At 69.9% G+C, this 21,759-nt stretch carries 18 protein-coding genes; 9 read left to right on the forward strand and 9 right to left on the reverse strand.

Going from position 1 to position 21,759, the window contains the following annotated elements; genetic code table 11:
• Window positions 1–5: 5 nt before the first annotated feature.
• The 5 genes from AC5RV6_RS14445 to AC5RV6_RS14465 all read right to left on the reverse strand — a co-directional run bounded on the left by AC5RV6_RS14445 (window position 6) and on the right by AC5RV6_RS14465 (window position 6,908).
• Window positions 6–1,619: a bifunctional 3-(3-hydroxy-phenyl)propionate/3-hydroxycinnamic acid hydroxylase gene (locus AC5RV6_RS14445; protein WP_494008016.1), complete on the reverse strand. Its 1,614-nt coding sequence runs from the start codon at window positions 1,617–1,619 to the stop codon at window positions 6–8.
• A gap of 51 nt (window positions 1,620–1,670) precedes the next feature.
• Window positions 1,671–2,708, reverse strand: a complete 1,038-nt coding sequence (locus tag AC5RV6_RS14450) for an ABC transporter substrate-binding protein (protein ID WP_494008017.1) — start codon at window positions 2,706–2,708, stop codon at window positions 1,671–1,673.
• Between the two features lie 13 nt (window positions 2,709–2,721).
• On the reverse strand, window positions 2,722–3,864 hold the full coding sequence (locus AC5RV6_RS14455) for an ABC transporter ATP-binding protein (RefSeq protein WP_494008018.1): 1,143 nt from the start codon (window positions 3,862–3,864) through the stop codon (window positions 2,722–2,724).
• The gene (locus tag AC5RV6_RS14460) at window positions 3,861–5,579 is read right to left on the reverse strand and encodes an ABC transporter permease (protein ID WP_494008019.1); all 1,719 of its coding nucleotides are present in this window, start codon (window positions 5,577–5,579) and stop codon (window positions 3,861–3,863) included. Before AC5RV6_RS14460 ends, AC5RV6_RS14455 begins: the two co-directional genes overlap by 4 nt.
• Window positions 5,580–5,807: 228 nt before the next feature.
• On the reverse strand, window positions 5,808–6,908 hold the full coding sequence (locus tag AC5RV6_RS14465; protein WP_494008020.1) for an NAD(P)-dependent alcohol dehydrogenase: 1,101 nt from the start codon (window positions 6,906–6,908) through the stop codon (window positions 5,808–5,810).
• A gap of 111 nt (window positions 6,909–7,019) precedes the next feature.
• Between AC5RV6_RS14465 and AC5RV6_RS14470 the strand changes: the two genes are divergently transcribed.
• The 6 genes from AC5RV6_RS14470 (at window position 7,020) to AC5RV6_RS14495 (ending at window position 13,697) form a co-directional block, all read left to right on the forward strand.
• Window positions 7,020–7,721, forward strand: coding sequence for a TetR/AcrR family transcriptional regulator (locus tag AC5RV6_RS14470; protein ID WP_494008021.1), 702 nt, complete (start codon window positions 7,020–7,022; stop codon window positions 7,719–7,721).
• Window positions 7,722–7,784: 63 nt separating this feature from the next.
• Window positions 7,785–8,543, forward strand: coding sequence for a LamB/YcsF family protein (locus AC5RV6_RS14475; protein WP_494008022.1), 759 nt, complete (start codon window positions 7,785–7,787; stop codon window positions 8,541–8,543).
• Window positions 8,540–10,261, forward strand: coding sequence for a 5-oxoprolinase subunit B/C family protein (locus AC5RV6_RS14480; protein ID WP_494008023.1), 1,722 nt, complete (start codon window positions 8,540–8,542; stop codon window positions 10,259–10,261). The genes AC5RV6_RS14475 and AC5RV6_RS14480 overlap by 4 nt, the downstream gene beginning before the upstream one ends.
• A gap of 8 nt (window positions 10,262–10,269) precedes the next feature.
• On the forward strand, window positions 10,270–12,006 hold the full coding sequence (locus tag AC5RV6_RS14485; protein WP_494008105.1) for an acetyl/propionyl/methylcrotonyl-CoA carboxylase subunit alpha: 1,737 nt from the start codon (window positions 10,270–10,272) through the stop codon (window positions 12,004–12,006).
• Between the two features lie 64 nt (window positions 12,007–12,070).
• On the forward strand, window positions 12,071–12,745 hold the full coding sequence (locus AC5RV6_RS14490; RefSeq protein ID WP_494008024.1) for a GntR family transcriptional regulator: 675 nt from the start codon (window positions 12,071–12,073) through the stop codon (window positions 12,743–12,745).
• Window positions 12,746–12,854: 109 nt separating this feature from the next.
• Window positions 12,855–13,697 (forward strand): alpha/beta fold hydrolase, encoded by an 843-nt coding sequence (locus tag AC5RV6_RS14495; RefSeq protein WP_494008025.1) that lies wholly within the window; start codon window positions 12,855–12,857, stop codon window positions 13,695–13,697.
• Between the two features lie 97 nt (window positions 13,698–13,794).
• On the opposite strand, the gene AC5RV6_RS14500 is transcribed toward AC5RV6_RS14495, so the two are convergent.
• The 4 genes from AC5RV6_RS14500 to AC5RV6_RS14515 all read right to left on the reverse strand — a co-directional run bounded on the left by AC5RV6_RS14500 (window position 13,795) and on the right by AC5RV6_RS14515 (window position 18,245).
• A complete protein-coding gene (locus AC5RV6_RS14500) occupies window positions 13,795–14,604 on the reverse strand; it encodes a putative hydro-lyase (protein WP_494008026.1) in 810 nt (269 codons plus the stop codon).
• Between the two features lie 45 nt (window positions 14,605–14,649).
• Window positions 14,650–15,867, reverse strand: a complete 1,218-nt coding sequence (locus AC5RV6_RS14505; protein ID WP_494008027.1) for an NRAMP family divalent metal transporter — start codon at window positions 15,865–15,867, stop codon at window positions 14,650–14,652.
• Window positions 15,868–15,996: 129 nt separating this feature from the next.
• Window positions 15,997–17,223, reverse strand: coding sequence for an NRAMP family divalent metal transporter (locus AC5RV6_RS14510; RefSeq protein ID WP_494008028.1), 1,227 nt, complete (start codon window positions 17,221–17,223; stop codon window positions 15,997–15,999).
• Between the two features lie 113 nt (window positions 17,224–17,336).
• Window positions 17,337–18,245: an MBL fold metallo-hydrolase gene (locus tag AC5RV6_RS14515; RefSeq protein ID WP_494008029.1), complete on the reverse strand. Its 909-nt coding sequence runs from the start codon at window positions 18,243–18,245 to the stop codon at window positions 17,337–17,339.
• Window positions 18,246–18,507: 262 nt separating this feature from the next.
• On the opposite strand from AC5RV6_RS14515, the gene AC5RV6_RS14520 reads away from it, so the two are divergent.
• Genes AC5RV6_RS14520 through AC5RV6_RS14530 form a run of 3 tightly spaced genes read left to right on the forward strand, consistent with a single transcriptional unit; the run spans window position 18,508 to window position 21,757 of the window.
• Window positions 18,508–19,839 (forward strand): extracellular solute-binding protein, encoded by a 1,332-nt coding sequence (locus AC5RV6_RS14520; protein WP_494008030.1) that lies wholly within the window; start codon window positions 18,508–18,510, stop codon window positions 19,837–19,839.
• A gap of 5 nt (window positions 19,840–19,844) precedes the next feature.
• Window positions 19,845–20,804: a carbohydrate ABC transporter permease gene (locus AC5RV6_RS14525; RefSeq protein ID WP_494008031.1), complete on the forward strand. Its 960-nt coding sequence runs from the start codon at window positions 19,845–19,847 to the stop codon at window positions 20,802–20,804.
• Window positions 20,805–20,806: 2 nt separating this feature from the next.
• Window positions 20,807–21,757, forward strand: coding sequence for a carbohydrate ABC transporter permease (locus AC5RV6_RS14530; protein WP_494008032.1), 951 nt, complete (start codon window positions 20,807–20,809; stop codon window positions 21,755–21,757).
• The last annotated feature ends 2 nt before the right edge of the window (window positions 21,758–21,759 follow it).

A 21,759-nucleotide genomic window follows, 5' to 3' on the forward strand; every position in this document is an offset into this window, starting at 1 on the left:
TCTCCTTAGTTGGGGGTTAGGGCGGCGGTCTTGACGGGGAGCACTGACATGAACCGCCGGGTCATGGCGTTGGCTTCGCTCCGGTTGCAGGTGGCGGCCAAATAACGGTCCGGCCGGACCAGGACGATCTCCCGGTCCGCGTGCCCGCGGGCCCAGTCGCGGAACCCGCCCTGCACGTCGTCGAGGATGACGGTTTCAGAACCGGCCCTGCGCATGTGTTCCCCGGCCCGGGAGCGGTTCACACGCAGGAATCGTGCACCGAGCGAGCGCCAATACCGCAGGGACTCCTCGTCGAGGTGTTCGGCGGGATCCGTGTTGACCCCGATCAACGCGAACCACTCGCCCGCCGCCTCGTCGAGTTTGACCCGCTGTCCGGAGGGAAGTTCCACGTCGGGTTGGATGAACATTCGTCCCACCGGCTTCTTTGGAGACGGCTCGAGGACAATGCCCTGCTCATAGAAGGGCATGGGCTTGAACTTCATCTGGAGCAGGTAGTCCCGCGTGGCCGGAATGCGCTGCATCGCGCGCAGCCCGTAGCTGCGCAGCTTCTCCCCTGCCAGCGTTTTCGGGCCGTAGACCCTTCCCAGCGTCGTGGCGAGCTCCACGAGGGCGCGGGCGTGGCCACGGCGCTCCTGCCCGTAGCTTTCCAACACGGCGGGGTCGGCGCCGCGGCGGATGACGGCGGCCAGTTTCCAGGCGACGTTGGCAGCATCCCGGATGCCGGAGTTCATGCCCTGGCCGAACCAGGGCGGCTGCAGGTGCGCGGCATCGCCGGCCAGGAAGACCCTGCCGATCTGGAAGCGGTCCGCTACGCGGGAATGGTGCGAATACACCCGAGAGCGCTCCAGACCGGGCATCGGTCCGGTCCAGTCGAAATGGGTCCGGATGAGGTTTTCCACGGCTTCGGGGCGGACCATCTGTTCGTCGGTCTCGTCGTCGTTGAGCCGAAACTCGAACCGGCGGTACCCGAAGGGCAGGTCGATGGAGACGAACGGACGCCGGCTGCTGATGTAGTTGCCGGAGAAGGGCGCGTGATAGGTCGAGTCCTTGATGTCCACTACGAGCCATCGCGCCCCCAGCGTGCTGCCTTCCAGGACGGCGCCGATCAGTTTGCGGACCGTGCTGCGGCCGCCGTCAGCGCCGATGACGTATTGGGCGGTGATGGTCTCCTCGCGGCCGTCGGCGGCCGATACAAGGTGCGCTTCCACTCCCGATTCGGTCTCGCGCAGGCCCACCAGCTCCTGTTCCACGAGCAGCTGGACGTGGTCGAAGCGCGTCAGGCCCTCGCGCAGTTTGGCTTCGAGCATCGGCTGGAGAAAGGAATTCCGGCGTGGCCATCCAAACGGCTGGCCGGACGGGGCGATTTCCGCCAGCTTTGTCTGATGCGAGTCGAACCAGATCAGGGCCTGGTTCTGGATCATGTCCGCATGTACCTGGCGACCCAGGCCGCAGGCCTGGAAGACACGGAGGGATTCGTCGTCCACTCCAACGCCCCGCGGATAGTCAATGACGGCTGGAGCGCGGTCGATGATGATGGTCCGGACGCCGTAGACGCCCAGCAGATTGGCGATCGTCGTGCCGCACGGGCCGGCTCCGACGATGAGCACTTCGGTATTCATGAAACAGCTCCTGATGAGGGGCCGTGCCGGCGGCGGGGGCCGGCACGGCGGTTAGAACTTGGCGTTGAGCAGCTCGAGCGTGGCCCGGTAGCTTTCGGCGCCCGGGTAGGGCAGCCGCGTCGGGTCGCCGAGTGCCTCGGCGCCCGCCGGCAGCGGCGCGTTGGGCATGGTTCCGAATTCGAAGACGTGCTCGGCAACCGAGGCCTGCCCTTCCTCGCTGAACATCCATCCGATCAGCAGCCGTGCCGCGTGCGGATTGGGGCCGCCGTCGAGCACTCCGTAGGCGACGTCGGAGAAGTAGGCGCCGTCGGACATCGCCGCGAAGCCCAGCGGTGCGCCCTGCTCCACCTGGCGCATGTAGCTGCCGTAGCCGGCGATGAAGGCCAGCTCTGTTTCACCCGTCACGGTCGCCTGCAGGGCGTTGGCGACGCTGGGGAACACCTTGGGAGCGGTGTCGGCTTTGAACCTGTCGATCCAGGCCTCATCGATCACCCCAGCGTCCAGCGCGGCGGCGAGCATCTGCGGGGTGACACCGCTCTGCTTGGGCGTCGCAGTGGCCATGCCGGTGAACTCCTTGCCGGCCAGCTGTGCCCAGCTGGAGGGCACCTGGTCGGCCGCCAAGGCGTTGGTGTTGTACGCGGTGCCGTAGAGGTGCTGGGACGGAACGCTCCATGCATCCTCGGGGCCGAGGAAAGCCGGGTCCAGCTCCTCAGTGCCGTACGGCCGGTATGGAGCGAGATATCCCTTCTCGTGGAACCGTTCCACGTCCGATACACCGATGTGCACCAGATCGGCTTCGAACCCTCCGGCCAGCTGTTCACCCTCCAGCCTGGAGTCCAGTTCCTGGCCGAAGATGTCCGACGTGACGACTTCGATGCCCGGATAGGCCTCGCGGAAATCCTCGTAGACGGCGCTGAAAAGGTCTTCGGTGGGGCCATAGACGACCACCCGCCCTTCGGCCTTCGCCTCCTCGTACAGTTCAGCCATGCTGGTAGCCGTGACCTCCGTGCTTTCGGCCTCTGCGCTGCTGCAGCCGGCCAGGAGCATCGTCGCAGCTACTGCCAGGGCGAGCCTCTTGAGATTCTTCATGTGTTGTCTTTCCTTAGGCGTGTGCGGGGATGCGCGGTGCAGCGGCGAGTCGTTGGCCGCCCTTGCGGGTGCCTTCGACGACGACGACGGTGCCGTCCGGTGGCAGGGCGGTGGCCTGCTGCCCGGCTTCGATGCTCCGGGCGTACCCGGGGCGGACCCGGGCCACGATTTCCGCCCTGCCGTCACTCACGACGATTTCGACGTCGTCGCCGAGGTGCGCCTTTGAGAGGACGGTGCCCGTGAACGCGTTCTCGGCGGCGGTATCCGTGCCGGGTTCGACCCGCACCAACCTGGAGCGGATGGCCACGGTGGCGGTGCTGCCGGCTTCGAGCCGGGATGAGGTCACAGCGCTGAACCGATTGCCGTTGCCCACCTGCACGGCTGCGCGATCCGGGGTGGAGTCGATGACCCTCGCCTCAAAGAAGTTGTCGAAGCCCACGAACTCGGCCACGAAGGCGGTTTTCGGCGCGACAAAGACTTCCCGGGGTGCGCCCTGCTGGACGATCCGCCCATCCTGGAGCACGAGCACCCGGTCCGCCAGGCCGCCGGCGTCTTCCTTGTCATGGGTGACGTAGACGGCGGTGGCACCCAGGTGCTGCTGGATACGCCTGACCTCCCGGCGCATCTGGGCGCGCAGGTTCGTGTCGAGACTGGAAAGGGGTTCGTCAAGCAGCAGCAGCCGGGGCCGGGCGACGACGGCGCGGGCCAAGGCCACACGCTGCTGCTGGCCACCGGAGAGGGTCCCGGGAAAGGACTCCCGGTAGTCCCACAGATCCACCATCACCAGTGCTTCCCGGACCCGCTCCGCAATTTCCGCCTTGGGCGTCTTGGCCCGCTTCAGCGCGTATGCGACGTTGTCGAAGACGTTCTTGTGCGGCCAGAGGGCGAAACTCTGGAAAACCATCCCGAGCTTCCGCTGTTCGGGGGCTTTGTTCACGCCCCGCTCACCGTCGAAAACGATGTCGCGACCCAGGGCGATCGTGCCGCCTTCAGGCGTCTCGAGTCCCGCGATTGACCGCAGGAGCGTGCTTTTGCCGCAGCCGGAGGGACCCAGCAGGCAGATGAACTCACCGTCTTCGACATCGAGGCTGACGTGGTCCAGCACCGTTTTGGTTCCGAAGGACTTGTGAAGTCCCTGAATGGAGATACCGGTCATGATGTGGCTCCTTCTTCTGCTGCGGCAGGACGGGCAGCGGATCGGCGGACGAGGGCCCGGACCAGAAGCCAGGCGAGGAAGGCGACGGCTGCGAGGGCAGCCATCGCAGCTGTGAAGATGACGTACAGCGCCGAGGCCAGCACGGTTTCACCGCTGTTGTAGAAGCCGAAGCTCACCGTGGCGATCATTTCGGTTCGTGCGCCGCCAAGCAGGATGGGGACATCGAGGATGCCGGACATCGTGATCGCGACGAGGAACCAGGCCGAGATGAGGCTGGGTCCCATCAGCCGGACGGTGACGGTGCCGACGGCGCGGAGGAAGCTGTCGCCGGCGATCCGGGCGGCTTCTTCCATTTCGACGCCGATCTGGGCCAGCGCCCCCTCCAGCGTGCGGGTCGCAAGCGGCACAGTAGCCACGGCCAGGCCCAGGACCAGAATCCACACCGTTCCGAACAGCGATCGGGTGCCCGGCGTCAGCAGCACTGACCACAGGAACGCCAGGCCCAGAACCAGCCCGGGCATGGCAGCCGGAACCCAGGATGCCAGCTGGATATACCGGCCCAGGCGCCCCTTCATCCGCACGAATGCGAAACTGACGACGAGGGCCAGGAGCACGGTCAGCAGACCGCCGACGCTCGCGACGATGATCGTGGTCTGCAGGGCCCGGATCACGGTGGGGGTGTCCAGAAGCCGCTCGATGTTGGCCAGCGTAAGGTCCGGCGAGCCGAGATAGGGCTGGAACGCACTGATGAGGACTTGGAACGTGGGCAGGACCAGGGCAGCCGCAAAGAACGCCAGCATGGCGGCGACGACGACCGGTGCCCATTTGCCCGGACGGCGCAGCCCGCTCTCCTTGGATCGGCCGCCCACCGAGGTGTAGCTCTTGCCGCCGCCCGTCAGCTTGAGCTGGACCAGCACGAGGATGGCCAGAATCGCCACGATGACAAGCGACGAGGCGGATGCGGCCGGGTAATCGGCCTCGTAGCCGCCGCGCAGGTAGTCGTAGATGTGCGTTGCGTAGACGTTGATGCCGGCCGGAAGTCCGAGGACTGCGGGGGTCTCGAACGCCTCAAGGCCCTTGACGAAAATGAACAGGCTGGCCGCCCCCAGGGCCGGCAGCAGAGCCGGCAGCTCGATGCCGAAGAACGACTGCATCCGGGAAGCCCCGCTGATCCTGGCCGCCTCCTGAAGCGCGGCGTTCTGGTTCCGGAAGGCCCCGAGGACAATCATGTACGCCAGGGCGCTGGCCTTGAGCACTGTGACCAGGACCAGCCCGAACCAGCTGCGCGTGTTGAAGGACTGGGCCAAGGCGTCCAAGCCGATGAAATCGAGGGCACGGTTGATGAGGCCGGACTGGCCGGCGCCGAGCATCGCCCAGCTCAGCGAATACAGCACCGTGGGCATCGCGACGAGGACGACCATAACCGGCGTGACGAAGCGGCGGAACGGAACGTCCATGCGGGTCGTCACGGTGGCAAAGAAGATCGCGATCGCCATCGACAGCACGGTGATGACCACGGCATAGACCATCGTCGCACCCAGAGATTGGTAGGTGGCGGAGTCGCTGAACACGCGGTGGAATCCGTCGAGTGTCCAGCTCCGTCCTGCTGCCAGGGGCGACGTGTTGAAGGCGCCGTAAATCAGCATTCCCAGAGGCCAGACGAACAACCAGGTGAAGATCAGCAGACAGATGCCCTTTGCGATCTTCCCGATCATGGAGCCGGATCGAACACGGGAAGTTTGGCGTGACACGGTCAACGCACTCAAGGCACACCTCCTTCCCGAGTAGAGTGCGTACGCATTCCGTACGCAGGTTTCATATTTCGTACTCTGAGGTTAGTGACTTAAATCACGTGGCGTCAACCATTACGGCCAGCGACCGTCATGCCGTCCGGAGTGTTGAACAGTGCGCCGAGATTCCGCCGATGTGGAGAACCGTCGGCCTCAGGGATGCAGCACGATGCTGCCCCGCACCTGGCCGGACTCCAGCCGCCGCATGGCCGCGGCGACGTCGGCCAGCGGATACCGGCTGTCGATGTACGGAACGACGTCACCGGACTCGATGAGCGCGGTGACGCGCTCCAGGTCGGCGGCGCTTTCCCGGCTCATCAGTCCGACCAGCCGGCGCCCGCCGAACAGTGAGAGAAGCGCACCGCCGGCCTGCCGTTCGAAAAATCCCCCGGTGAGCCGGCCGCCTTCCTCTCCGCCGACCATCACAGCCGTGCCGCCGGGCGTCAGTGCCCGGCGCAGGCGCGCCGGAGACGGGCTGCCGGCGACATCGATGATCGCGTCATACCGCGGCCCGCCCGCGGCGAAATCCTCCCGGGTGTAGTCCAGGGTCGCGGCGGCGCCGAGGGACCGGACGAACCCGGCCTTGGCGGTGCTGCACGCCCCGGTGACCTCGGCGCCGGCGGCCCGGGCCATCTGCACGGCGAAGCTGCCGACCCCGCCGGCCGCCCCCAGGACCAGCACCCGCATTCCCGCGGCCGTTCCCGCGGCGTCGAGCGCCTGCAGGGCGGTCAGCCCGGACACCGGCACCACCGCCGCGTGCTCGGCGTCCAGCCCGGCCGGCCTGGCGGCCAGCTTGTCCTCGCGGGCAGAGGCGAAGGAGGCGAAGGAGCCCCGGCCGATGCCGTAGACCTCGTCCCCGGTCCGGAACCGGGAGACGCCGGCACCGACGGCGACCACGGTGCCGGCGAGGTTGTGCCCCATGACCGGCTGCCGGGGCCGGCGCAGTCCGAAGCCGGCGCGCAGCAGATAGGGGGTTCCGGTCATCATGTGCCAGGCGCCGCGGGCCAGGCCGGCCGCGCGGACCTGCACCAGGACCTCGCCCTCGCGGGGCCTGGGCACCGGGTGCTCGGCCAGCTTCAGGACCTCGGCGCCGCCGTAGCCGTGCTGCAGCACGGCGGGAGCCGCCACGGGCAGGCCTGCGCCGGGCGCCGTCCTTCCGGCGGAGTCGGCCGGGTTGGCGCCGGGCGTAACGGCCCCGGCGTTGGCGGTGTCGGTGGGAACGGCTGGACGGGAGGTACGGGAGGTGCGGGCCATGACGGAGTCCTTCCACGAATCCATAGGAGGAACCGGCCGGAACCAGCGCCCACCCTTACTTAGTAAGGGGAAGCTACCTTACAAAGTACGGTGGCGCTACACTTGCCGGCAGTGACTTCCACATCGCCTTCCCGACAGCCCCGCCCGCCGCTGACCCGCGACCGGGTGCTGCAGCATGCCGCCCGCCTTGCCGACGCCGGCGGGCTCGGCTCGCTGACCATGCGTTCGCTCGCCCAGGCGCTGGCGGTGCAGCCGATGTCCCTCTATCACCACGTCGCCAACAAGGAGGACATCCTGGACGGCTTGGTGGACCTCGTGTTCGCCGAGGTCCCCGTGCCCGAGGAGGAGCCCGGCGGCTGGCGCGCCGCAATGGAGCACCGGGCCCGGGCCATGCGCGCGGCGCTGGCCCGGCACCCCTGGGCGGTCGGACTGATGGAGACCCGCACGACGCCGGGCACCGCGAATCTGCGCCACCACAACGCCACCCTGGGCGTGCTGCGCCGGGCCGGACTCTCCCTCGCCGCCGCCGGGCACGCCTACGCCCTGCTGGACAGCTACATCTACGGCTTCGCGCTGCAGGAGGCCGGCCTGCCCGTCGGCACCCCGGACGCGGATCCGCAGGTGGTCGAGGCAATGGCACGGTCCTTCTCCCCCGAGGACCTGCCCTACCTGGCCGAGATGGCCATGGACCGCGCGATGCAGCCGGGTTACAGCTTCGGCGCCGAGTTCGACGTCGGACTGGGCATCATCCTGGACGGCCTCGCCGCCCTCCTGGATCAGGAGGGGCAGGCAAAGAAAGCGTCAGATTGTTGAACAATCCGCCGTGATCCCGCACACTTGGAGAACCCCTGTTCCCGAGGCGCGTTAGGACCTGCCATGCCGATCATTGACCTGAACAGCGACGTCGGCGAATCGTTCGGCAGCTGGGAGATGGGCGACGACGCCGCCGTCTTCGAGTCCGTCTCCTCCGCCAACGTCGCCTGCGGCTTCCACGCCGGCGACCCCTCCACCATTGCCCAGACCTGCCGGGACGCCGTCGCCGCCGGTGTCACCATCGGCGCGCACGTGGGCTACCGGGACCTGGCCGGCTTCGGCCGGCGCTTCCTGGACTGCTCCCCCACCGAACTGGCCGACGACATTCTCTACCAGCTCGGCGCCCTGCAGGCCCTGGCCCAGCGCGCCGGCGCGGACATCGAATACGTCAAGCCGCACGGCGCGCTGTACAACACGATCGTGCACCACGAGCACCACGCGCAGGCCGTGGTGGACGCCATCCGCGCCTTCAACAACGAGCTGCCGGTGCTGCTGCTGCCCGGCGCCGTCGCCCTGGACAAGGCCGCCGACGCGGGACTGCGCGGCGTGGCCGAGGCGTTCGCGGACCGCAACTACAACCCGGACGGCACCCTGGTCTCCCGCCGCGAGGCCGACGCCGTCATCCACGACGCCGACAAGGTCACCGAGAACATGATCCGGCTGGCCACCGAGGGCACCATCATCGCCATCGACGGCACCGAGATTCCGATGCAGGCCGAGTCCATCTGCGTGCACGGTGACACCCCCGGCGCCGTCGCCATGGCCCGGGCCGTCCGCACCGGCCTGGAGAACGCCGGCGTCAGCATCCAGAGCTTCGTGTGAGCGGCGCCGACACCCGGGCCGGAACCATCCTCGGAATCCGGCCCGCCGGCACCCGCGCGCTGCTGGTCGAGCTTGGCTCGCTGGCCGACGTCGTCGGCCTCCACAGCCAGCTCAAGGCCCATCCGCTGCCCGGCCAGGTGGACGCGCTGGCCGCAGCGAACACCGTGCTGGTGCGCTTCGGCAGCCGCCGCGACACCGTCGCCGCCGCACCCCTGCTCCGGACCCTGGACCTCACCCACGGCGACGCCGGCGAGGCGCGCACGGTCACCATTGAAACCGTGTACGACGGCGCGGACCTGGCCGAGGTCGCCCGGCTCACCGGCCTCTCCGAGGACGCGGTGGTCCGCGCCCACACCGGCACCACCTGGACCGGCGGCTTCGGCGGCTTCGCCCCCGGCTTCACCTACCTCACCGGCGGCGATCCGGCGCTGAACGTGCCCCGGCGCTCCAGCCCCCGCACCGCCGTGCCGCCCGGCGCCGTGGCCCTGGCCGGGGACTACTCCGCGGTCTATCCGCGCGAATCCCCCGGCGGCTGGCAGCTGATCGGCCGCACCAACGCCGCGATGTGGGACCTGGACCGTGAGTCCCCGGCCCTGGTCCGCCCCGGTGACAGGGTGCAGTTCACCGCCGTCCGCGAGCAGCTCACGACGTCGGCCCCCGCCGCCGCACCCGCATCAAGCCGGGAACCGGCTGAAGCGCCCGACGCCATCCCCGGCGACTTCACCGGCGGCTGGCTTCAGGTCACGGCACCCGGCCTGCAGTCCCTCATCCAGGACCTCGGCCGGCCCGGCTACGCCGACCTGGGCGTCTCCGCCGCCGGCGCCGCCGATCCCCGTGCGGCCCGGCAGGCCAACCGGCTGGTCGGCAACCCGGCCGACGCCGCCGTCGTCGAGAACCTCTTCGGCGGCCTGGAGCTCACCGCCCACGGGGACACGGTGCTGGCCCTGACCGGCGCCGAGCTGCCCGCCGCCGTCGTCTCCCCCGCCGGGGACCGGGACCGCCCGGCTCCGCACGCCGCCCCGTTCGCCCTGCTCGACGGGGAGACCCTGACCCTGGGCACCCCGTTCCGCGGGGTGCGCGCCTACCTCGCCGTCCGCGGCGGGCTGGCCGTGGACGCGGTGCTGGGCAGCCGCAGCACCGATTCCATGAGCGGCATCGGCCCCGCGCCGCTGGCCGCCGGCACCCGGCTGCCGGTCGGACCGGCGCCCGCGGGCCTGCACGTCGGCGACGCCGAACCGCCCGTGCTGGGTGCCGCCGGCAGCCCCGGCACTCTGGGCGAGGGCGCGACGCCGGCCCTGCTGCGGATCACCGCCGGGCCCCGGCAGGACTGGTTCGGCGCCGACGCCGCCGCGGCGCTGGCCGCGCAGACCTGGCTCACCACCAGCGAATCGAACCGGATCGGTGTCCGGCTCGCGCTGGACCCGGAGGACCCGGACGCGGCCCCGCTGGCCCGCCGCCGCGAGGGCGAGCTGCCCAGCGAAGGCGTGGTCGCCGGCTCGCTGCAGGTCCCGCCGTCGGGCCTGCCGGTGCTGTTCCTGGCCGATCACCCGGTGACCGGCGGCTATCCGGTGATCGCCGTCGTCGTACCCGAGGACCTGCCGGTCGCGGCGCAGCTGCCGCCCGGGCACTCCCTCCGCTTTGTATTTGTCGACCCCGACACGCTCGCCCCGTTCACCGCGGAGCAGGCGGCCGGGCTGTTTCCGGAAGGAACCGCATGAGCACCCCCATGAGCAAGGTCCTGATCGCCAACCGCGGCGAGATCGCGGTCCGCGTGGCCCGCGCCTGCGCCGACGCGGGCATCGCCTCCGCCGCCGTGTACTCGGACCCCGACGCTGACGCGCTGCACGTGCGGATCGCCGATGAGGCCTATCCGCTCGGCGGGTCCGCGGGCGCGGACACCTACCTGAACATCGAAAAGCTGATCGACGCCGCCCGGCGCGCCGGCGCCGACGCGGTACACCCCGGCTACGGGTTCCTGTCCGAAAACGCGGACTTCGCGCAGGCGGTGCTCGACGCCGGGCTGACCTGGATCGGCCCGTCCCCGCAGGCCATCCGCGACCTGGGCAACAAGGTCACCGCCCGCGAAATCGCCGTCCGCGCCGGGGCGCCGCTGGTGCCCGGCACCGAGGGCCCGGCCGAAAGCGCCGAGCAGGTCCGCGCGTTCGCCGAAGAGCACGGCCTGCCGGTGGCGATCAAGGCGGCCTTCGGCGGCGGCGGACGCGGCATGAAGATCGCCCGCCGGCTGGAGGATGTGGAGGACGCGTTCGAATCCGCGGTCCGCGAGGCGGTGGCCGCCTTCGGCCGCGGCGAGTGCTTCGCCGAACGCTTCCTCGACCGGCCGCGCCATGTGGAGGCCCAGGTGCTGGCCGACACGCACGGCAACGTCGTCGTCGTCGGCACCCGCGACTGCTCGCTGCAGCGCCGCAACCAGAAGCTGGTCGAGGAGGCGCCGGCCCCGTTCCTCACCGAGGAGCAGCGCGCCACCATCCACGAATCCGCCAAGGCCATCTGCCGGGAGGCCGGCTACACCGGCGCCGGCACGGTCGAATACCTGGTCTCCCCCGACGGGCTGATCAGCTTCCTGGAGGTCAACACCCGGCTCCAGGTGGAGCACCCGGTCACCGAGGAGACCGCCGGCGTGGACCTGGTCCGCGAACAGTTCCGCATCGCCGACGGGCTGCCGCTGTCCTTCACCGAAGACCCCGAGCCGCACGGGCACGCCTTCGAGTTCCGGCTCAACGCCGAGGATCCGGCCCGCGGGTTCCTGCCCGGTCCCGGCCCGGTGGAGGCCTTCGAGCCGCCCACCGGCCCCGGCATCCGGATGGACACCGGGGTGCGCTCCGGCTCCGTGGTGCCCAGCGAATACGACTCGCTGATGGCCAAGCTGATCGTCTGGGGCGAGGACCGGCCGCAGGCGCTGCGCCGCGCGAAGGCCGCCCTGGATGAGCTGGTGATCCGCGGCGTGCCCACCGTGGTGCCGTTCCACCAGGCCGTGGTCCGCTCCGAGGCGTTCACCCGTGACGGAGACCTCGGGGTGTACACCACCTGGATCGAATCCGAGTTCGCCGAGCCGCTGGCCGCCTCCCCGCACATCGCCGCCGCCGCCAACGGCACCGCCCGCGAGACCATCACCGTGGACATTGACGGCCGCGCCGTCGCCGTCGGGCTGCCCGCCGACCTGCTGAACGCGCTGCGCTCCGGCGGCGGTGCCGCGGGCGCTCCCGCCGGAGCCGCCGCCGGAACCGCGGACGAGGCGGTGCTGGCGTCCCCGATGGCCGGGAACCTGGTCAAGTGGGTGGCCGACGACGGCGCGCAGCTGGCCGAGGGCGATCCGGTCGCCGTGCTGGAGGCGATGAAGATGGAGACCACCGTCCGCGCCCACCGGGCCGGGACCTTCGCCCGCGCCGGCCTGGAACCGGGTGCCGCCGTCGGCCGCGGCGACGCCCTCGGGGAGATCGGCTGACCGGGTTCCGTCACACGGACCGGCGGTGCGCCGCCGGTCCGCTCCGGGCCGCTAAATTGGATGGATGCTCGTGAACCTGGGGGACGACGCCGCGCAGCGGGACGCACACGCCAACACCACGGTGTGGGTGGCCGAGGTGCTGCGCAGCCGGATCGCCGCCGGGGAGCTGCTACCCGGCACCAAGCTGTCCGAACAGCAGCTGGCCGCGTCCCTGCAGGTCTCCCGCAACACGCTGCGGGAGGCGTTCACCGTCCTCGCCGGCGAAGCCATGGTGACCCGCTATCCGAACCGCGGCGTGTTCGTGGCCTCCCCCGGCGCCGACGCGGTGCGGCGGATCTACCAGGTGCGCCGGCTGCTGGAACCGGCGGCGGTGCTGTGGGGCCCGGAGCTGGACCTGGACCGGCTGGACGGCGTGATCGCCGACGCGCGGGACGCGAAGTCGCGCGGTGCGGTGGCGGAGATGGCTGCCGCCAACCAGGCCTTCCATGAGGCCGTGGTGGCGATGTCCGGCAGCTGCCGGCTGCAGCAGATGATGTCCCTGGTGCTGGCCGAAATGCGCCTGGTCTTCCACGCCATGAGCAGCGAACCGGACTTCCACACCCACTATGTGGAGCAGAACGCCAAGCTGGTGGAGCTGCTGCGCGCCGGAAAGCGGAAGAAGGCCGCCGACGTGCTGCGCGGCTACCTGGACGCCGCGGAGGCGGAGCTGCTGGGCCATCTGGAGGTTGACGGGCGGTAGGGAGCCGCGACGGTCCGGGCTGTGGGCCTGCTCCCGGCTCTGCTGTGGGCCTGCTGCCCAGGGGCCGGTACCATCGGCGCACGTCCACCCCGCCAGGAAAGGAACAGCCATGGGATTCATCCAGGTCGGCACCGAGAACAGCACCCCGATCCACCTCTACTACGAGGACCACGGCGGCGGTCAGCCCGTGGTCCTGATCCACGGCTACCCGCTCAACGGACACAGCTGGGAACGGCAGGCGCGCGAACTGCTCGACGCCGGCTACCGCGTCATCACCTACGACCGCCGCGGCTTCGGCTCATCCAGCAAGGTCGGCAGCGGCTACGACTACGACACCTTCGCCGCGGACCTGAACGAGGTGCTGGAGACCCTGGACCTGCGCGACGTCATCCTCGTCGGGTTTTCCATGGGCACCGGGGAGCTGGCCCGCTACGTCTCCCGCTACGGCGCGGACCGGATCGCCAAGCTCGCCTTCCTCGCCTCACTGGAACCGTTCCTCGTCGCCCGGGACGACAACCCCGACGGCGTTCCGCAGGAGGTCTTCGACGGGATCGCCGCCCAGGCGCGGGAGGACCGCTACGCCTGGTTCACCAACTTCTTCTCCGACTTCTACAACCTGGACGAGACCCTCGGCTCACGGATCAGCCAGGAGGCCGTGACAGCGAGCTGGAACACCGCCAGCATCAGCGCGCCAGTGGCCGCCTACGCCGTCGTCCCGTCCTGGATCGAAGACTTCCGCACCGACATCGAGGCGGTCCGCGCCAGCGGCAGGCCGTCGCTGATCCTGCACGGCACGGCGGACAACATCCTGCCCATCGATGCCACCGCCCGCCGGTTCCGGCAGGCGCTGCCGGAGGCGGACTACGTGGAGGTCGACGGCGCCCCGCACGGCCTGCTCTGGACGCACGCCGACGAGGTCAACAAGGCGCTGCTGGCATTCGTGGCCAAGTAAGCGGGAGCGGAGCCGACGCGGCCGGCCCCCGCTGTGCCGTCATCTGCCGGCACGGCGAGGGCCGGGACAGGACCGGCGCATAACCGGCCCTTAACCGCTACGGCACCAGGTAGCAGCTGTCCCGGGCGTCGGTGATGAGCATGTGCCCGGGCGCGTGGCCGATGGCCAGGGACGGCTTGGACTCCATCACCGCCGCCTGCGGGGTCACGCCGCAGGCCCAGAACACCGGCACGTGGCCCTCGGCAATCTCCACCGGGTCGCCGAAGTCCGGCCGGGACAGATCCGCGATCCCGATCTCGGCCGGGTTGCCGACATGCACCGGAGCCCCATGGACGGCCGGATAGCGCGAGGTGATCCGCACGGCGTCGGCCACCTGGGAGGCGGGCACCGGGCGCATCGAGACCACCATCGGGCCGGCCATGGACCCGGCCGGCTCGCAGCGCACCGAGGTGCGGTACATCGGCACATTGGTGCCCTGGTCGATGTGCGCGATCCGGATCCCGCCCTCCTGCAGCGCCGCCTCGAAGGTGAAGCTGCAGCCGACAATGAAGGTCACCAGGTCATCGCGCCAGTACTCGGTGATATCCGTCGGATCGGCGACCTTCTCGCCGTCCACGTACACCGTGTAGCGGGGCACGTCGGTGCGGATGTCGCCGCCGGCCAGCAGCGGGCCGCTGGTTTCGCCGGCGTCGAGCACGCCCAGAATCGGGCAGGACTTGGGATTCCGCTGCGCGAAAAGCAGGACGTCGAAGGCCTGCGCCTTGGGCACGATGATCAGGTTCGCCTGCGCGTACCCGGCGGACCAGCCCGCCGTCGGCGTCACCAGCCCGTCCCGGAACCGGGCCCGGGCCTCGGCCGGGGACATTGCCGCGCGGTCGGCGGCGGTCAAAGCCGTGGAGTTGGTCATCCTTCGATCCTTCCAATGTGCGGGCCGGGCAGCGCCCGACGTCGGTTACTGCCAGAGCGCGGCGAGGCCGGAGAGTGAATTCCAGCCGAGGAACAGGGTCAGCGCCCAGGACAGCACGCCGATGATCAGCAGCCACTTGGGGTACTCGTAACCCTGCAGCAGGTCCCGGCGGCGCCAGGCGGCCCAGAGCAGGATGCCGAAGCCGAGCGGCAGGATCAGCCCGTTGAACGCGCCGGCGAAGACCAGCAGGGTCTGCGGGGCCTGGCCCAGCAGCAGGTACACCACCGTGCAGAAGGCGATGAACGCCACGGTGATCAGGCTGCGGGTGCGGTCCTTGGTGGCCGGCGTCGTGATGAAGGAGACCGAGGTGTAGGCCGCGCCGATCACCGAGGTCAGGGCCGCGGCCCAGAACACGATGCCGAACATCCGCAGCCCGATTTCCCCGGCGGCGTGGCGGAAGGCGTCCGCGGCGAGGTTGTCGCCGGCGAGGGTGACTCCGCTGGCGACCACGCCCAGGATGGCCAGGAACAGCAGCATGCGCATCACGCCGGTGACGATGATCCCCAGCAGCGAGACCTTGGTGATGTCCTTGACGTGGCCGGGGCCGGTGGTGCCGGAGTCCAGCAGCCGGTGGGCACCGGCGTAGGTGATGTAACCGCCCACCGTGCCGCCGATCAGGGTGGTGATGGTCAGGAAGTCCACCTGCTCGGGCAGCACGGTGTTCTTCAGCGCCTCGCCCACCGGCGGGGCGGCGGAGATGGCCACGTAGATCATCAGCAGGATCATGACCGCGCCGAGCGCCACGACGATCCGATCCAGGGCCAGGCCGGCCTTCTTGGACAGGAAGATGAAGATGGCGACGGCGGCGGAGATCGCCCCGCCGATCTTGGTGTCCATGCCCAGCATGGCGTTCATGCCCAGGCCGGTGCCGGCGATGTTGCCGATGTTGAACACCAGGCCGCCGAGGAAGACCAGCCCGGCCAGCACCCAGCCGGCGCCGGGCAGCACCTTGTTGCCGAGGGTCTGGGCGCGCAGGCCGGAGACGCCGATGATGCGCCAGACGTTCATCTGGACGGCGATGTCCACCAGGATCGAGACCAGGATGGCGAAGGCGAAGGCCGCGCCGAGCTGGACGGTGAAGACCGTGGTCTGGGTGATGAAGCCGGGCCCGATGGCGCTGGTGGCCATGAGGAACATGGCCCCGAGCAGGGCCGTGCGCTTGGCGTTGGGCCGGACCTTCACTTTCGTCGGCGTGCTGTCCATGCGGTGATTCCGATCGCTGGGAGATGTGGGGGGCGCCACAGGGGCTTCCAGCAGTCTAAGGGTTGTTGAACAATCCACGCCTGTTTTTGTTGAACAATCCATCGATTCTTTACACGCTTTTTACATGCGTCACTGCCACAGGGTGCTCAGTCCGGCCAGGGAGTTCCAGCCGAGGTAAAGCGTGAGCAGCCACGCCAGCACCCCCGCGGCCAGCAGCCACTTCGGATACCGGTAGCCCTCGAGCAGGTCCCGGCGCTGCCACGCCACCCAGAGCAGGATCGCGAAACCCAGCGGCAGGATCAGGCCGTTGAACGCACCCGCGAACACCAGCAGGGTCTGCGGGGGCTGCCCCGCCAGCAGGTAGGCCGCTGCGCAGACGGCAATGAATGCCACGGTCAGCAGGTTCCGGACCCGGGCGCTGGTGGTCAGGGAGGTGACGAAGGAGACCGAGGTGTAGGACGCGCCGATCACTGAGGTCAGCGCCGCGGCCCAGAAGACGACGCCGAACATCCGGATGCCGATCTCCCCGGCGGCGACGCCGAACGCTTCGGCGGCGAGGTTGCCGCTGGTGAGCACCGCTCCCCCGGCCACCACCCCGAGCACGGCCAGGAACAGCAGCGCCCGCATCACTCCGGTGACGATCACTCCGAGCAGCGCCGCCCGGGTGATCGGGCGGATGTTGCCGATGCCCGAGTTGCCGGCGTCGACCATCCGGTGCGCGCCCGCGTAGGTGATGTAGCCGCCCACGGTGCCGCCGATCAGGGTGGTGATCGCCAGGAAGTCCACCTGGTCCGGCAGCACGGTGTTCTTCAGCGCCTCCCCCACCGGCGGAGCGGCCACGATCGCCACGTACAGCATGAGCAGGATCATCACCGCGCCGAGGATCACCACGATCCGGTCCAGGGCCAGGCCGGCGCGTTTGGAGAGGAAGATCAGGATGGCCAGGACGGCGGAAACGGCGGCCCCGATCCGGGTGTCCAGGCCCAGCATGGCATTCAGGCCCAGCCCGGTGCCGGCCACGTTGCCGACGTTGAACACCAGCCCGCCGACGAACACCAGCGCGGCCAGCACCCAGCCGGCGCCGGGCAGCACCTTGTTGGCCAGCACCTGGGCGCGCAGCCCGGAGACGCCGATGACCCGCCAGACGTTCAGCTGCACGGCGATGTCCACCAGGATCGAGACCAGGATCGCGAACGCGAACGCGGCCCCCAGCTGCACGGTGAACACGGTGGTCTGGGTGATGAAGCCGGGGCCGATGGCGCTGGTGGCCATGAGGAACATGGCCCCGAGGATGGCCGCCCGTTTGGTGTCCGGCTCCCGGCGGGGTTTGCGCTGTGCAGGGGTTTTCTCGTCCATGGCCCGGTCCGTTCGCTGGGGTCCGGTGCTGCCTGTCGCGGAAAGTGTACGGCGGCGGTTCCGCCCTCGGGAAGCCGACCGCCGCCTCCGCGCTCACGCGGGGCCTCGGAGCGTCAGCCCCGAACGGCCCGGCTTCGGTCCGGCACCCGACCGTAACCGGGTTCGCCCGCCCAGCCCGGCTGCCGGCGTCCGGGCAGGACGACGGCGCGCGGCCGGCTGCGCCTGGCGGCTCCGCGCACGGCGTCGACCGCCTCCCGGATGCCGACCCGCAGCGCCGGCCCGTGCCCGGGCAGCAGCAGCGACGCGTCGAGACGGGCCAGGGTGAGCAGGGCGTCCGCCGTCCCCGCGCCGTCGTGGTGGAACATGCCGTGCAGCAGCTGCGGCCCCGTGTGGCTGCTGGTCCGGTGGCCGGTCACCAGTGCATCGCCGGTGATCACGGCGTGCGCGCCGGGCAGATAGAAGGCGGTGTGCCCGGGCGTATGGCCCGGGGTGGGCACGGCGACGGGACTGCCGGGCAGCTCGGCGAGCTGCCCATCCGTCCAGGCCGCCGCATCCGGGATCCTCACCCTGGCGAGCCCGCCCGCGCCGAGCACCTGCACGCTCCACGCCAGTACCCGCGGCCGCCAGGATCGGGCCAGCACCTGCAGCGCGGGCACCTGCGCTTTTTCCTGTCCGCGCAGCAGGGCCAGTTCGCCGCGGCTGGCCAGCACGGGCGTGCCGTAGGCCTCGGCGAAGAACGCGGCCGCCCCCGTATGGTCCACGTGGGCGTGGGTGACCAGCACCGCCGCAGCTGCGCCCGGATCCAGCCCGGCCTCGCGGATGGAGGCCAGGACCAGGGTCCGGTCCCCCGGATATCCCCCGTCCACCAGGGTGAACTCCGCACCGCGGCGCAGCAGGAGCCAGTTCGACGCCGGCCCCTGCACGAACACCACGTCCCGGGCCGGCTCGGTCAAGGTGTAGTCGGCGCCGTCGGCCCTGTTCCTGCCCGGCCTGCGGCCGCCGGATCCGCCGTGATGTGTCATGCCCGTGCCTTTCTCGTAGCACGAGGGTGGCACCGCCCCGCGCGCCGGTCAATGCCCGAAACGCCGAGGCCACGGAAGCGCGTGCGCCGGACGCTGCCGCGTCCCCGCGCCGGCGTCGGGCACAAACGTGCTGATCAGCGCCGCTCCGGCCGGCCGCCCACCCGACCGGACCCGTTGAGTAAGTTCCGGCGACGTACTAGCCTTCGGGTCACCAAGCAGGCCGCCGGCAGCTGCCGGGCACGTCGTGGATCAAAGGAGAACCATGCGCGGCATGACGAAGACGTTGATGGCAGTGGCGGCAGCGGCGGGCCTGGTGCTCACCGGATGCTCGGGCGGCGAGGCCGGCGGGGAGGATTCGCAGACCCTGCGGATCGCCTACAAGAAGGCGGACCCCGTCCTCGAGGGCCTGATGGAAGACACCAAGGAGCAGTTCGAGGCCGCCAACGACGGCGTCACCGTGGAGCTGACGCCCATCGAGGGCAACGACGACGACTACGCCACCAAGCTCGCCCTGTCCCAGCGGTCTCCGGACACCGCCCCTGACGTGTTCGTGGAGGATTCGTTCAAGCTGCGCGCCGACGTCGACGCCGGCTACGTCCTGCAGCTCGATGACTACCTCACGGACTGGGAGGACTGGGACACCTTCAACGAGACCGCCAAGCAGGCCGGGCTGGGCGACGACGGCGGCACGTACGCGGTGCCGCTGGAAACCGACACCCGGGTCATCTGGTACAACCGGAACGTCCTGGGCGCGGCCGGCATCGAACTGCCGTGGCAGCCCGAAACCTGGGACGACCTGCTGGAGATGGCCCGCACCGTCAAGGCGGCGAATCCGGACGTGGTGCCGTTCAGCATGTACGCCGGGACCATGCAGAGCTTCTACGAACTGCTGTACGGCACCGAGGACGGCGCCCTCTACGACGAGGACGAGCAGAAGTGGGTGACGGGTTCGCAGGGGTTCATCGACTCCCTGGCGTTCCTCAAGACCATCTACGACGAGGGCCTGGCCGTGACCCCGGCCGAGGCCCTGGATCCGAACATCTGGCAGCAGATCGTCGGCGAGATGCTTCCCCAGGACCGGATGGGCGCCACGGTGGAGGGCTCCTACGCCCCGCAGTTCTGGCAGGAGGGCGCGGACTACGAATGGCCGGAATACGGGGAGGTCATGGCCACCGCCCCCTTCCCCACCCAGGACGGCCAGGAACCGGGCGCCGTGAGCATGTCCGGCGGCTGGACCCTCGCCGTCGGGGCCGGGACCGCGAACCCGGACCTGGCGGTGGAGTTCCTCAAGACCGCGATGAACTATGACAACTCGCTGGCCTACACGGTGGACGCTTCCAAGATCGCGGTGCGCACCGACGTCGCGGAGGCGCCCGAGTACCAGGAGATGAACCCCTTTGCCGCCGAGGTGACCGAGGTGCTGGACGTGAGCAACTACCGGCCCGCCACCGCGGACTTCGCCGAAATCGACACGGCGGTGCTCACCGCCACGCAGGAGGTCGTGGCCGGAGGCAAGTCCCCGGAGGAGGCGGCGGCAACGTACGACGAAACGCTGAAGCGGATCGTCGGCGAAGACAACGTGACCGAGAAATAGCGGCGATGGCGAGCAGCTCCCCCGCCCGGGCCGCCGGGCCCGCGGAGGCCCGCGCCCGGCAGTCCGCGCTCCCGCCCCGCACCCCGGCCGCCGGGGTGCGGCTGCGCCGGTGGGCCCGCCTGCTGCCGCTGCTGCCCGCCGTGGCGCTGCTGCTGATCTTCCTCGGCGGGCCGATCCTGTGGGCGTTCTACGGATCGTTCACCGACGCCGGCCTCACCGGGGTCAGCGCCCGGAATCCGGAGTGGATCGGGCTGGAGAACTACCGGACGCTGCTCAGCGACCCGTTGTTCCCCCGCTCGCTGTGGCTGACGTTCCTGTTCGTGCTCGGGTCCGCGGTGATCGGGCAGAACTGCCTGGGGCTGGCCCTGGCCCTGATCATGCAGCGCGCCAACCGGGTGGTGGCCGGAATCGTGGGCACCTGCGTGGTGGCGGCCTGGGTGCTGCCGGAGATCGTGGCCGCGTTCATTGCCTACGCGTTCTTCTTCCGCGACGGCATGCTCAACCAGCTCACCGGGCTGGCCGGGCTGCCGGCCGTGGACTGGCTGTACGAGCAGCCCATGCTGGCCCTGGTCCTGGCGAACATCTGGCGCGGCACCGCCTTCTCGATGATGAACTACCAGGCCGCGCTCAACGACGTGCCGCCGGAAATCACCGAGTCCGCCACCATCGACGGCGCCGGCCGGCTGCAGCTGCTGCGCTTCATCACCCTGCCCATGATCCGGCGCAGCATCGCCACGAACCTGATGCTGATCACCCTGCTTACCCTGGGCACCTTCACGGTGATCTACGTGGTGACCCGCGGCGGGCCGCTGAACGCGAGCACCACGCTGCCGATCATGGCCTATGAGCAGGCGTTCCAGTACGGGGACATCGGCTACGGCACCGCGATCGCCGTCGTCATGCTGTTCATCGGCGCCGTGTTCTCCATCGCCTACATCCGCATGCTGCGCGAACGGAAGGACTGACCATGGCCGCCCTCGACTCCGCCGCCGACCCCGGCCGGCTGCGCCGTCCCGGCACCGCCCGGACCGCCGGGGCCCCCGACGACGGCGCCCCGGCCGGCAATCCCCGCACCGGCCCGGTCAGCACCGCGGGCCGGGGCGGGCGACGGCGCAGCGCCCGCAGCGCGAACATCGTGCTCGCGATCTTCGCCGTGTCCTTCCTGCTGCCGCTGACCTGGCTGCTGACCGCCTCCGTCAATGCGGATGCCAGCTACCGGCTGGCCGTCCCCGCCACGCTGACCCTGGAGAACTTCGGGGCGATCATGACCGCCCAGCAGACCTTCGTGCCGCTGCTGAACAGCTTCATCCTCGCCGTCGGCTCCGCCCTGGTGACCGTCACCGCCGCGGTGCTGGCCGCCTATCCGCTCTCCCGCTACCAGCTGCGGTTCAAGCGCCCCTTCATGTACACCGTCCTGTTCGGCACCTGCCTGCCGATCACCGCGATCATGGTGCCGGTCTACAGCCTGTTCGTGCAGCTGAACCTGCTCGACTCCCTGGCCGGCACCATCTTCTTCATGGGCGCCACGTTCCTGCCCATCGCCATCTGGATGACAAAGAACTTCATGGACTCGGTGCCGGTGTCCCTGGAGGAAGCCGCCTGGATCGACGGGGCCTCCAATATGAAGGCGCTGTTCCATGTGGTGCTGCCGCTGATGCGCCCCGGGCTGGGGGTGGTGTTCATCTTCGTGTTCCTGGAGGCATGGGGAAACTTCTTCGTTCCGTTCATCCTGCTGTTCTCGCCCGACAACCAGCCCGCGTCGGTGAGCATCTTCCGCTTCTTCGACCAGTACGGCGGCGTGGCCTACGGAGAACTCGCGGCGTTCTCCATCCTCTACTCGGTTCCGGTGATCGTCCTGTACATCCTCTCCCGCGGATTCGGCGGGTCCTTCGCCCTGAGCGGGGCCATGAAAGGCTAGGT

This window comes from Arthrobacter saudimassiliensis (assembly GCF_059090665.1).

Bases quoted from the DNA above. Each gene is read 5' to 3' on its own strand.
- AC5RV6_RS14515 (WP_494008029.1), bottom strand. From the start codon at position 18,245: ATGACACATCACGGCGGATCCGGCGGCCGCAGGCCGGGCAGGAACAGG.
- AC5RV6_RS14525 (WP_494008031.1), top strand. From the start codon at position 19,845: ATGGCGAGCAGCTCCCCCGCCCGGGCCGCCGGGCCCGCGGAGGCCCGC.
- AC5RV6_RS14475 (WP_494008022.1), top strand. From the start codon at position 7,785: ATGCCGATCATTGACCTGAACAGCGACGTCGGCGAATCGTTCGGCAGC.
- AC5RV6_RS14445 (WP_494008016.1), bottom strand. From the start codon at position 1,619: ATGAATACCGAAGTGCTCATCGTCGGAGCCGGCCCGTGCGGCACGACG.
- AC5RV6_RS14450 (WP_494008017.1), bottom strand. From the start codon at position 2,708: ATGAAGAATCTCAAGAGGCTCGCCCTGGCAGTAGCTGCGACGATGCTC.
- AC5RV6_RS14455 (WP_494008018.1), bottom strand. From the start codon at position 3,864: ATGACCGGTATCTCCATTCAGGGACTTCACAAGTCCTTCGGAACCAAA.
- AC5RV6_RS14490 (WP_494008024.1), top strand. From the start codon at position 12,071: ATGCTCGTGAACCTGGGGGACGACGCCGCGCAGCGGGACGCACACGCC.
- AC5RV6_RS14465 (WP_494008020.1), bottom strand. From the start codon at position 6,908: ATGGCCCGCACCTCCCGTACCTCCCGTCCAGCCGTTCCCACCGACACC.
- AC5RV6_RS14510 (WP_494008028.1), bottom strand. From the start codon at position 17,223: ATGGACGAGAAAACCCCTGCACAGCGCAAACCCCGCCGGGAGCCGGAC.
- AC5RV6_RS14460 (WP_494008019.1), bottom strand. From the start codon at position 5,579: ATGATCGGGAAGATCGCAAAGGGCATCTGTCTGCTGATCTTCACCTGG.
- AC5RV6_RS14505 (WP_494008027.1), bottom strand. From the start codon at position 15,867: ATGGACAGCACGCCGACGAAAGTGAAGGTCCGGCCCAACGCCAAGCGC.
- AC5RV6_RS14520 (WP_494008030.1), top strand. From the start codon at position 18,508: ATGCGCGGCATGACGAAGACGTTGATGGCAGTGGCGGCAGCGGCGGGC.
- AC5RV6_RS14485 (WP_494008105.1), top strand. From the start codon at position 10,270: ATGAGCAAGGTCCTGATCGCCAACCGCGGCGAGATCGCGGTCCGCGTG.
- AC5RV6_RS14495 (WP_494008025.1), top strand. From the start codon at position 12,855: ATGGGATTCATCCAGGTCGGCACCGAGAACAGCACCCCGATCCACCTC.
- AC5RV6_RS14500 (WP_494008026.1), bottom strand. From the start codon at position 14,604: ATGACCAACTCCACGGCTTTGACCGCCGCCGACCGCGCGGCAATGTCC.
- AC5RV6_RS14530 (WP_494008032.1), top strand. From the start codon at position 20,807: ATGGCCGCCCTCGACTCCGCCGCCGACCCCGGCCGGCTGCGCCGTCCC.